Source organism: Deltaproteobacteria bacterium (assembly GCA_030654105.1).
In the GTDB taxonomy this organism is placed as follows: Bacteria; Desulfobacterota; SM23-61; order SM23-61; family SM23-61; genus JAHJQK01.
The window spans coordinates 1-9,405 of sequence record JAURYC010000243.1 but is presented as its reverse complement, the minus strand read 5'-3'; the positions used below and the strand labels follow the sequence as shown (position 1 = coordinate 9,405).

Genomic DNA, 9,405 nt, shown 5'->3' with positions numbered 1-9,405 from the left:
CCCGGGAGATCCGGCCCAGATCATTTTGGGGATTCAGGCCACCCCCGAAAATTTACAAGAGCTGCGCCATAAATTGGGACTGGACCAGCCCCTCGCAGTCCAGTATTGGAATTGGCTTAGCTCGTTGGTCCGGGGAGATTTTGGCCGGTCGATTACTTATGAAGTCCCCATCAGCACCTTGATCGCCTCTCGCTTGCAAGTAACCATTCCCCTGGCTATCCTTGCTATATTTTTCGCCGTCATCTTCTCCATCCCTCTGGGAATTTATGCGGCCATCCACCGCAACCGACCCGGGGATTACGGGGTGATGATTTTTTCCCAGATTGGACTTGCTATACCAGCCTTCTGGGCCGGGATCCTTTTTATCCTATTCTTTGCCGTTCACCTGCAATGGTTTTCGGCAGGGGGGGTCAAATCCTGGACGGAAACCCCGCTGGGGGCGTTGAAGTCTCTTATCCTTCCGGCTCTTTCTCTCGGTCTTATCCGAGCCGCGGTGCTGGCCCGCCTCACCCGTTCCTGCATGCTGGAGGCCCTCGGGGAAGATTACATCCGTACCGCCCGCTCCAAAGGTCTGGCAGAAACAATGGTTGTATACAAACACGCCCTGCGCAACGCTTTAATTCCAGTGGTAACCATCGTCGGCTTGCAGATGGGGGAACTATTAGCCGGAGCCATCGTGATCGAGAACGTCTTCAATTTACCCGGACTGGGCCGACTGATTTTTCTGGCCATTGGCCAGCGGGACTTGCCTGTAGTTCAGGGGGTAAGCTTGCTGATTGCTTTCTTTATCGTAATAGTGAATTTCGGGGTGGATGTGATTTATGGGGTCGTTGACCCGCGCATACGGGTTGGGGAACGCAAGGAGATAAGGATTTGAAGCGGGCGTTTCGCAACGTAAATTTAATAGTGGGTGGAATTCTGGTCATGGCCATCGTAGTCATGGCCTTCCTCAGTCCAGCTTACACTCCCCATGATCCCAATCGTATGAACATTGCGCAACGGTTCCAATCTCCTGGCTCCGCCCACCTTTTAGGCACGGACCAATACGGCCGGGACATTTTTAGCCGGGTAATGAAAGGAGCGGTAAACTCTCTCATGGTTGGTTGGGTGGCTGTGGGGATCGGCATGGGGTTTGGAGTTTTACTGGGCTCTTTGGCCGCTTATTGGCGAGGCTGGAAAGACGAAGGGGTTATGCGGCTGGTCGATGTTTTGTATGGTTTTCCGGCAGTTCTCAGCGCCATATTGATTACTTCAATCTTTGGGCCCGGAATCATCAACAGCATGGTGGCCATCGGCATATTCAACATCCCGATTTTCGCTCGTCTCACCCGGGGAGCCTCCCTCTCGGTGTGGCAAAGAGATTTCGTAACTTCAGCCCGCGCCGTCGGGCAGAGTAATCGGGCGATCATCTGGTGCACCATTTTACCGAATATTCTTTCTGTTTTGATCGTCCAGGGTACGGTGCAGTTGGCCATCGCCATTCTGGCGGAGGCAGCGCTGAGTTACCTCGGCCTGGGCACTCAACCCCCCCATCCCAGCTGGGGCAGGATGCTGAGCGAAGCCCAAACCTTCATGGAAATTTCTCCGTGGCTGGCCATATTCCCCGGTTTGGCTATTGCCGTGGCGGTATTGGGATTCAATTTATTGGGGGATGGGTTAAGAGATCTGCTGGATCCGAAATTGACCGAGGCAAGGCGATAGAGGGGGAAATCCCGCCTTGGGCGGGACTCCTCCCTTTGGAAAAGGGAGGCGGGGAGGGATTTAAGAAGGTTATTTCAAAAAGCTAAATAAAATTAGGATTTGATCAGACAGGCAGTGTCAGGGAAGGTCGGGGTTGAAGATTGCACCTACCTATTCTTCAACATGGATACTTTTCGCTGATTGAAGATTACTGAAATGTTGAATTCTCGGAGATGACCCTAAAAACAAGAGTACAGGAAGAAGTTATTGCGTGACCCAACAGTGTCTGGAGCATCAAATCCTGACTTTCACATATAAAAGGGCGGAGGGCATTGGGGGATGATGGGGAGGTAATCTCTGCCAGCCGCCCCCAAAAAATCATGTCTTGAATTTTTCTTGACAACCCAATAAAAAGTTGTAGATTGCTTTAAGTACCGAAATAAGATTGGGCTGGATGTGGCCATTGAAGCGCTCCGCGAGTGCCGCCGTCAGCGGAAATGCACAAATAACGAGCTCTGGCGATATGCAAAACTCCTCCGCGTTGCCAATGTAATGAGACCCTATTTGGAAGCAATGATATGATCAAGGAGGGATATATAAATCTGGCGGCTTCAGTCCGACAGCGATTACTAAATCTGGCCCGGCTCCCTCACCCGGGCAAGGCCATAGGAGATGTAGGGTCGGGGCGACCCTAATGATAATGCATCCGGTCTGGGGGCGAGGTAACCTCGCCCCTACATGGGGTTATCCCGCAGGAGGAATTTATGAACCAAGGAAAGTTGCAAAATCGAGTGGCCCTCATCACCGGGGCTGCCAGAGGGATTGGGAAGGCAACGGCTAAGAAGCTGATCCAAGAAGGGGCTTCTATTTCTTTCTTGGATATACTACCCGATGAATCCGAAAAGACCGCCAAGGAGTTAAAAGCCCTGGGGGGGAATGCCTTGACCATATTGGCGGATGTAAGCCACAGAGACGAAGTGGACCGGGCAGTTAAGCAAACGATGGAACATTTCGGAAGAATAGACATCCTGGTCAACAATGCCGGAATCGTCAAGCCGGCACTTCTGGAGGATGTGCAGGATGGAGATTGGGATGAGGTGGTTAACGTAAACCTCAAGGGAACCTTTTTCTGCACTCGGGCCGTACTACCTACGATGAAAATACAACGGTATGGGAAAATCATTAACATCGGCTCCCGCGCCAGCCTTGGTAAAGAGCTGAGGACAGTATATGGCGCCACCAAGGCAGCACTGATTGGGGTAACCCGTACCTGGGCGCTTGAACTTGCTCAATACAATATTAATGTGAATTATATTGGGCCGGGGCCGATTGCCACCGAGCTATTCAAGGCCGCCAACCCCATGGAAAGTCCCCGAACGAAGGCGATTATCGATGGTATTCCCCTGAAAAGAGTGGGGCAGCCGGAGGACGTGGCCAACCTGGTATCTTTCTTAGCATCTGACGAAGCTTCCTTCATCACTGGCCAGGCGATTTTTATATGCGGAGGACTCACTGTTGGACTGGCACACTATTGATTGCAGAATGTAGATTGCAGATTTCAGAATGCAGATTGTAGATTTAGAATACAGAAACTAATCTGAACGCTCTTTCGATGGGGCAAATAATGGACCCTGAACAGTTGAAAATTCGGGCAAAGGAATTCGCTAAAAAAATTATCTTCCTTTGCAGGCAACTTCCGGGTACTCAAGAAGGTAGATTAATCGGTGGCCAGCTCTTTCGTTCCGGCACATCTGTTGGAGCGAATTATCGAGCAACCTCTGCTAAGGAAGGAGAAGGAGGCCAAAGAGAAGAAATCTCTCCTTGACCCCCAACCATTAAAACTATTTTTTCAACCAGGGGGGTAATTCATACTCTCCAGTGGCCATGCTCTTAGGCGATACGGCGACTCTACTTCCGTCCTTCCTCCACTGGCCCAGAGGAAGCTGGCGATATCCTTCTCCATATTTCGGGTTATGGAGTTGGTCAAAGACGTAACGACCGACCACTCCCACATAGTCCATCTTTTCCAGTACGGGAACCAAAGCATCGGCGTCGGTTTTTCCGGCTTTTTCCACCGCCGCTTTATACATATGAATGGCATCATAGGTATAACCTGTGGGGTACCCCGGAGCGATCTTGAATTTTTCCATGTACTGATCATAAAAAGGAATTGTCTTGGGAGTTATGGCCGTCCGCATCACATAGACCACGACAGTCTCACTGGTGGCTTTTCCACCGCAGTCTTTCCAGTAGCGATCCGTTACCCCGGTCCCGGAGACCCCTCCAATCATGGGGCCCTTCAAGTCATACCACTGCTTGATGTAAACGGCCCCGTCCACGTGAGCCGAGATTTCATAAATGAAATCTGCCTTGGCATTGATAATTTTGGTGAAGATGGGCGTAAAGTCCTTGGTCTCCGTGTCAAAAAATTCTGAATACACAATCTCCAGCCCTTTTTCCTTGAAGAATTGTTCTGCTGCTTTGACCATGTCCCTTGTCCATAGAGCATTCTCAGCCATGATCGCTATTCGTTTGGCACCAATCTTCTTAACGGGCAGGTTATAGATAAACTCATGAACAGCCGTGGAAAGGTCACCGGAGAGATGCATCACCCGGAACCAATATTTATATTTGCTGGGGTCCGATTTGTAAAGGTCTGACAGGGCTTCCGATGCTGCACCGGTAGGAATCCACAACTGTTTATACCGGGCCATTTGATCCATGACTGCTTTGGCCACGCCCGATGAACAAGTCCCGAAGACCACTTCGCACTTATCTTCCAGGACAAGTTTTTTATAGGCCATAACCCCTTTTTCAGGCTTGTATTCGTCGTTGGCTAAAATCAATTCGATCTTTTTTCCCAGAATGCCCCCCTGGGCATTGATGTTCTCAACCGCCAGCTTGGCCCCGTTCATTTGATCTTCTCCCGAGGGAGTTTTAAAAGGAGCCATCACTCCGATTTTAATCGTCTGGGCCATTGCCAGGCTGGCAATGAGCAAGAAGAAAACGGTCAAGACAGACCCCATCACGATTCTCCTGGTTTTCATTTTTACCCTCCTTCTTTTGTATTTGGTAAATAGGTTATCCTCAAGTCATGCCCAGGTAAGCCTCACGGATGGACGGATCTTCCAGCAAATCCGCTGTGGGCCCCTGTTTGATGATATGTCCTTCTTCCAGAACATAGGTAAAGCTGGTTTGCTCCAGGGCCAGCCAGGCATTTTGCTCTACCAATAATACCGTCACCCCCAGTTTGTTGAGGGTATGAAGAACCTCAAATATAGACCCGATAACTAAAGGAGCCAGGCCGAAAGAAGGTTCATCCAGGGTTAAAAGCCTGGGGGCAGCCATAATGGCTCGCCCTATGGCCAGCATCTGCTGCTCTCCTCCAGAAAGGGTCCCGGCCAGCTGTTTTTGCCGCTCTCCCAGCACGGGAAGGTAGGAAAAGACCTGTCCCAGGTCCTTCTTAACCTCATCTTTATCTTCCCGCAAAAAGGCCCCCATCAAAAGGTTTTGCCTGACGCTCATGTAGGGGAAAAGCATCCGGCCTTCCGGACAATGAGCCACCCCTTTCCGGATTACCTCCTGCGGACTAAGACCGATCAGGTCTTCATTTTCCAAGAGAATTTTCCCTTTCCCCCGAACCAGACGAGAGAGGGTCCTTAAAAAGGTTGTTTTACCGGCTCCATTGCTTCCTATGAGAGAGATGAATTCTCCTTTTTCAGCCCGCAGGCCGATCCCATGGAGGACCCGAACTTTATAATAGAACGATTCCAGACTTTCGACTTCAAGCCATGCCAACGCCGGGCCTCCTTTCACCCAGGTAGGCTTGAATGACTTGGGGATTTTGAACTACCTCCGTGGGACTCCCTTCGGCGATTTTTTCGCCAAAATGAATAACCATTACTTTTTTAATAAGTTTCATCAATTCCTTTAAACGATGCTCGATAATCACGACCGTAAGCTCCCGGGCGTTCAATTCCAGGATCATCTGCGAGACGTTTACGCTTTCCTTATGGCTCAATCCCGAAAAGGGTTCGTCCAGGAGCAGAATCCTGGGGTGGGTCATCATAGCCCGGCAGATATCCAGAAGCCGCAGTTCGCTCTGGGTTAAGTTGTCTACTTCTTCCCCCAACTTATCCCCTAAGCCGATCCGAGCCAAAATACTCCGAATATCGTTTCTTTGCCCGGGGTTGGTTGAAGATTGTTCACGGGCGCGGGAGCTGAAGGAAGGCACAATTACCGCTTCCATCACTGTCATTCCCAGGGAAGGCTTTACCAGCTGCCAGGTTCGGGTCAGGCCCAAATTCACGATCTGGTAGGGCTTCTTTCCCCGAATATCTTGGCCGTCCAGCAAGACCGCCCCCGAGTCGGGAACATAGAATCCGGAAAGGATGTTGAAAAGAGTGGTCTTGCCAGCGCCGTTCGGCCCGATAATGCCCAGCATCTCACCTGGGTTCACGGTGAAATGGATATCCCGGAGAGCCTGTAGGCCTCCGAAGGCCTTGGACAAATGATGAACCTCAAGAAGGCTCATGAGACCCCTCTTTTCCCAGAAGGAAACGTTTTAACCAGGGGGTTCTCTTGACGAAAGCCAGATTCATGAACCCCTCCGGAGCCAGGTAGATAAAGACGATCAAAAGTCCGGTATAAATGACAATTCGGTAAGCCTCCACCACCCGCAGGGCCTCGTTGAGGATGGAAAGGAAAATGGCCCCCGCCAAGGGACCCACGATGGTGCCCATTCCTCCGATCATAGCCAGAAGAACCACCAGAACAGAAAGGGCACCCGAGAGCATGGTGGGACCAACATTCATTTGGGCATGGGAAAAGACCGCGCCGCCGATACCCGCCAGAAAGCCGCTTAGCGCAAAGGCCTCCACCTTGTAATAGGCGGTGTTAATCCCCGAGGACTGAGCTACGTCCTCGTCAGCCCGGATGGCCTTCAGGATGATGCCGTGCTTGGACCTGGCATAGAAGATGAGCCAGAAGTAGGCTACCACCGTAATGGCCCAGATCAAGTAGAAGTCGGTGATGGGACTGGGAGTCAGACTATGCAATCCCGATAGGCCTTCCTCTCCCCCAGTAAATTTATAAAAAATGAAGGCGAGCTTGTAGAGAATACCGGCAAAGGCCAGCGTGGCCATGGAAAAGTAGGGGCCCTTAAGGCGCAGGGTCAGGTAGCCAATAAGCACTCCGGATAGTCCGGCAGCCAGGGCGGAGAGAGAAATGCACAGAGCAGGGGAAAAGGATAAAAAGGAATTGAGAGCCCCGCTCATATACCCAGCCCCTCCGACGAAGAAAGCAAACCCAAAATTGACTTCATGGGTATAGCCGGTCAGAATATCCCAGCTCATGGCAAAGATGGCATAAAGAGCGGCCACCTTTAAAATTTCCACGTACAACAAATTCCTGCTGAAGAGGGGGAAAGCTCCCAGGGCCACCAGGATCATAAGGCCCAGGGGAGATTGCTGAGATAAATTAAAGGGAAGGTTTTTTAACTTGCCCATTTTAGCTGGACTTATAGCCCATGATGCCCGCAGGTTTGAAAATCAAAACGAAGACGATAACCACCAGGGAGATCATCTCCGTGAGTTGCTCACTGATCAGGAAAGAAGTTAAGACCTCGGCGTACCCCAGCAAGAAGGAAGCGATGATGCTACCGGTCAGGGAACCCATACCGCCCAGGATGGCGATGGCAAAAGCTTTGATCAAGGGGAACAACCACATTTCCGGGACTACGGCGGAAACCGGTGCAATCAAGGCCCCCGCCAGGGCCGCCAACCCTGACGATAAGCCCGAGGTCACCAGAGTGGCCTTTTCCACGCTGACCCCCATAAGGAGGGCTCCGGTTCGGTGCTGGGATACGGCGTCGATGCTCTGGCCCATCTTGGTTTTCTTCAGGAAAATCCACAGCCCGGGCAGGATGAGGGCTGCGATGGGTAGTAATATCAGCTGGTGGTTGATGATTTTAACTCCAGAGATCACGAGATGACCTTCAATGAGGCTGGGCACAGAGCTTCCGGAGACCCCGAAAAGGAGGGACATGATTTCGCTAACGAACAATGCCAGAGCCAGGGTCATAACCATCGTGTAAATAAGGGATTCGATTTTTTTCCTGAGCAGAAGGTAGTAAACCAAACAGGCGAGGGCGGCAACAGAAGCCACTGCCAGAACCATAGATAAAACCAGTGTTCCTCCCGCTCCGGAATGAAGAACCAGATGGTAAAAAACAAAAGTGAGATAGGCTCCCAGCATATAGTAGGTGCCATGGGCCAGGTTGAGAATACCTCCCACGCTGAAGATCAGCACAAATCCTACGGCAATGAGGGAATAGAGGGAACCCCGGATGGTTCCGATAATCAAGACATCCATTTTCTTTTTGGGCCCCAGCAGGTAAATGGTTTTGCGGAAAGCTTTTTGGTTTTGCCACATCCTGGCTGTTTTGTCAATAAAAATTCAACCTTGAACGTATCGTCGCCTCTTATATAAAATTTCATTAAGGAAACCGGACCGAAGAGAGATTTTAAATGAAGGAAGCCTTGAGATATTTGCAAAACGCCAAGGAGATATTAAAATCTGTTGATAACCTTTATATTGATATCAAACCCGTCCAGGGAGCTTACAATGGTCTTTAAATCAACCCCAATCGGGACGCGCAAAGAAGATAGAAGACCACCCACCTTTTGCAATTACCCCATTCGTCCAGGATTTTCCCACATTCTTTGGCGGTAACCCGGTGGCCGGGCCCCAGGTGTTTTCCGACGAGCCTTTGGACACCTAAGTCATCTGCGGCAAAGACATCGGACCGCCCCAATCCCCGGTTCAGAAGATACTCTGCGCTCCATCGTCCAAAACCCCTAAGAGAAGTGAGGGCTGTAATCACTTCTTCATTGGGCCGATCGCGCAGATCCTCCAGATGAAAGCTTCCGTCGGCTATCTTCCGGGAGAAATCGATGATGTATTCTGCTTTCCGGCCGGAAAAAGAAAAGGCCCGTAGATCGTCAACCTGGCATTCTGCTACGGCCTGCGCCGTGGGAAAAGCTCGGTAAGTTTTCCCTTCAAAAACCATCTTCCGACCCAGGGCCTCGATAAGCCTGGAACGCATCTTGACAGCCACCGGGTAGGAGATCTGCTGCTCGGTAATGGCAATGACGCCCATTTCATATAAAGTAGGAGTGCGCAAAGGCTTGACCCCGTAAAGAGTTTTTAGGAGGGGTTGAAAGAAAGGATGATTCCTGGCTCGCTGGTAGAATGCTTCTAAGGGGGCGTCAAGATGAAATTGCCAGCTGACCATGGATCGGAAAGAAGCGTGGTGTTTTGGATGGGAGGGATGGGTGCGCACAAGCAGCTGTGAGTCCCGGTCTTGTTGGACAATGGCTAAAATGAGTTCGTTTTCTACGACGTAAAGCCGGCGATACTGGGCGGGAAGTGTTTCTCTGGCAGGAATCCACAGGTCGGTTCCATCGAGAGGGAACTGGCTGAAAATCAAGGCACACCGGGTCAGATTATAGGGCGATTGCGACTGGAGTTCGAATTTCATTCCGTACAATATAAGGCATTTTCCGTGTTGACTCAAGGAATATTGTCCTTGCCTACCTTCACTTTTACAGAATCCCTATTCGTGGCCCGGGGTTCAGGGCGATGAGCGCGGGCAGCATCGGCCGGGAGGAAACCGTTCCCCAAGTTCCCAACCGGGTCTCCGCAGAATGAGGCGGGATGCCTTTC

At 51.0% G+C, this 9,405-nt stretch carries 9 protein-coding genes and 1 pseudogene; 4 read left to right on the top strand and 6 right to left on the bottom strand.

Annotated elements, in window-relative coordinates; all coding sequences use genetic code 11:
* From Q7V48_10280 to Q7V48_10265, 4 genes and pseudogenes are all read left to right on the top strand, one after another.
* On the top strand, positions 1-877 hold an 877-nt coding region (locus Q7V48_10280; protein MDO9211116.1), incomplete at its 5' end, for an ABC transporter permease.
* Entirely contained in the window at positions 874-1,701 is an 828-nt protein-coding gene (locus Q7V48_10275) for an ABC transporter permease (protein ID MDO9211115.1), read from the top strand. The genes Q7V48_10280 and Q7V48_10275, both read left to right, overlap by 4 nt.
* A gap of 399 nt (positions 1,702-2,100) precedes the next feature.
* Positions 2,101-2,262, top strand: a pseudogene (locus Q7V48_10270) (transcriptional regulator).
* Between the two features lie 182 nt (positions 2,263-2,444).
* Positions 2,445-3,215, top strand: coding sequence for a 3-oxoacyl-ACP reductase family protein (locus Q7V48_10265; GenBank protein MDO9211114.1), 771 nt, complete (start codon positions 2,445-2,447; stop codon positions 3,213-3,215).
* 306 nt (positions 3,216-3,521) lie between these two features.
* On the opposite strand, the gene Q7V48_10260 is transcribed toward Q7V48_10265, so the two are convergent.
* The 6 genes from Q7V48_10260 to Q7V48_10235 all read right to left on the bottom strand — a co-directional run bounded on the left by Q7V48_10260 (position 3,522) and on the right by Q7V48_10235 (position 9,220).
* Positions 3,522-4,727, bottom strand: coding sequence for an ABC transporter substrate-binding protein (locus Q7V48_10260; GenBank protein ID MDO9211113.1), 1,206 nt, complete (start codon positions 4,725-4,727; stop codon positions 3,522-3,524).
* A gap of 40 nt (positions 4,728-4,767) precedes the next feature.
* Positions 4,768-5,478, bottom strand: coding sequence for an ABC transporter ATP-binding protein (locus Q7V48_10255; GenBank protein MDO9211112.1), 711 nt, complete (start codon positions 5,476-5,478; stop codon positions 4,768-4,770).
* Positions 5,465-6,214, bottom strand: a complete 750-nt coding sequence (locus tag Q7V48_10250) for an ABC transporter ATP-binding protein (GenBank protein MDO9211111.1) — start codon at positions 6,212-6,214, stop codon at positions 5,465-5,467. Before Q7V48_10250 ends, Q7V48_10255 begins: the two co-directional genes overlap by 14 nt.
* Entirely contained in the window at positions 6,201-7,187 is a 987-nt protein-coding gene (locus tag Q7V48_10245) for a branched-chain amino acid ABC transporter permease (protein MDO9211110.1), read from the bottom strand. The genes Q7V48_10250 and Q7V48_10245 overlap by 14 nt, the downstream gene beginning before the upstream one ends.
* Before the next feature lies 1 nt (position 7,188).
* Positions 7,189-8,112 carry a branched-chain amino acid ABC transporter permease gene (locus Q7V48_10240; protein ID MDO9211109.1) on the bottom strand — a complete coding sequence of 308 codons (924 nt, stop codon included), beginning with the start codon at positions 8,110-8,112 and terminating at the stop codon, positions 7,189-7,191.
* Positions 8,113-8,311: 199 nt separating this feature from the next.
* Complete coding sequence (locus tag Q7V48_10235; GenBank protein MDO9211108.1) at positions 8,312-9,220, bottom strand: hypothetical protein; 909 nt, start codon at positions 9,218-9,220, stop codon at positions 8,312-8,314.
* Positions 9,221-9,405: the final 185 nt, after the last annotated feature.

Bases quoted from the DNA above. Each gene is read 5' to 3' on its own strand.
- Q7V48_10245 (MDO9211110.1), bottom strand. From the start codon at position 7,187: ATGGGCAAGTTAAAAAACCTTCCCTTTAATTTATCTCAGCAATCTCCC.
- Q7V48_10240 (MDO9211109.1), bottom strand. From the start codon at position 8,112: ATGTGGCAAAACCAAAAAGCTTTCCGCAAAACCATTTACCTGCTGGGG.
- Q7V48_10260 (MDO9211113.1), bottom strand. From the start codon at position 4,727: ATGAAAACCAGGAGAATCGTGATGGGGTCTGTCTTGACCGTTTTCTTC.
- Q7V48_10250 (MDO9211111.1), bottom strand. From the start codon at position 6,214: ATGAGCCTTCTTGAGGTTCATCATTTGTCCAAGGCCTTCGGAGGCCTA.
- Q7V48_10265 (MDO9211114.1), top strand. From the start codon at position 2,445: ATGAACCAAGGAAAGTTGCAAAATCGAGTGGCCCTCATCACCGGGGCT.
- Q7V48_10235 (MDO9211108.1), bottom strand. From the start codon at position 9,220: ATGAAATTCGAACTCCAGTCGCAATCGCCCTATAATCTGACCCGGTGT.